At 66.1% G+C, this 952-nt stretch carries 1 protein-coding gene and 1 pseudogene; both read left to right on the top strand.

Features of this window, described 5'->3' with window-relative positions; genetic code table 11:
* The first annotated feature begins 69 nt into the window (after positions 1–69).
* On the top strand, positions 70–549 hold the full coding sequence (locus tag Y703_RS20485) for a hypothetical protein (protein ID WP_216698915.1): 480 nt from the start codon (positions 70–72) through the stop codon (positions 547–549).
* A pseudogene (locus tag Y703_RS22460) lies at positions 546–952 on the top strand (DUF2797 domain-containing protein); the annotation flags it as partial. The gene Y703_RS20485 and the pseudogene Y703_RS22460, both read left to right, overlap by 4 nt.

The following is a 952-nucleotide window of genomic DNA, read 5'->3' as shown; positions in this document are numbered from 1 at the left end:
GGTGATGGGTGATGGGTGATGGGTGATGGGTGATGGGTGATGGGCGACGGGCGATTCCTCTGCAGCGGCGTGAGCTGGCACCGGGACGGACCTGTGCTCTCCCTGGCCAGCCCCGACGGCGGTCATCATGGGCTTGGCCTTGGACCTGGCGGCGGAGCTGAGGCAGCTGGCACCGATCTTGGCTTCCGCATCCTGAGCGGGTCTGGCGAACGGTACTGCCTTGGGTTTCATCGCGTGTTTGGTCCCGATGCTCGCGAACACACCCCCTGCCCGCAGCAGACCACTGCCGAGCGCGGCTACCAGTGCGGGAGGTGTTTCTCCCGTGACGACCTCCGGTTCATGCACGACGTTCACCGCTCAGGTGTTGCCCCCGCGGGGCTCCTGAGCCATCTCGCCCAGGAACACTGGCTCTATGTAACCACCTTTGCCGACGGTGCCTCCAAGGTGGGCACAGCCTCGAACCTGCGCAAATGGCACCGGCTCGCGGAGCAGGGCGCCGTCGTCGCCCGCTATATCGCGTCGACGGGCGATTCCTCTGCAGCGGCGTGAGCTGGCACCGGGACGGACCTGTGCTCTCCCTGGCCAGCCCCGACGGCGGTCATCATGGGCTTGGCCTTGGACCTGGCGGCGGAGCTGAGGCAGCTGGCACCGATCTTGGCTTCCGCATCCTGAGCGGGTCTGGCGAACGGTACTGCCTTGGGTTTCATCGCGTGTTTGGTCCCGATGCTCGCGAACACACCCCCTGCCCGCAGCAGACCACTGCCGAGCGCGGCTACCAGTGCGGGAGGTGTTTCTCCCGTGACGACCTCCGGTTCATGCACGACGTTCACCGCTCAGGTGTTGCCCCCGCGGGGCTCCTGAGCCATCTCGCCCAGGAACACTGGCTCTATGTAACCACCTTTGCCGACGGTGCCTCCAAGGTGGGCACAGCCTCGAACCTGCGCAAATGGCA

Source organism: Arthrobacter sp. H20 (assembly GCF_000520515.1).
Taxonomy (GTDB): Bacteria; Actinomycetota; Actinomycetes; order Actinomycetales; family Micrococcaceae; genus Arthrobacter_D.
Note: the sequence above shows the minus strand (reverse complement) of the source record. Positions and strands in the feature narration are given on the sequence as shown.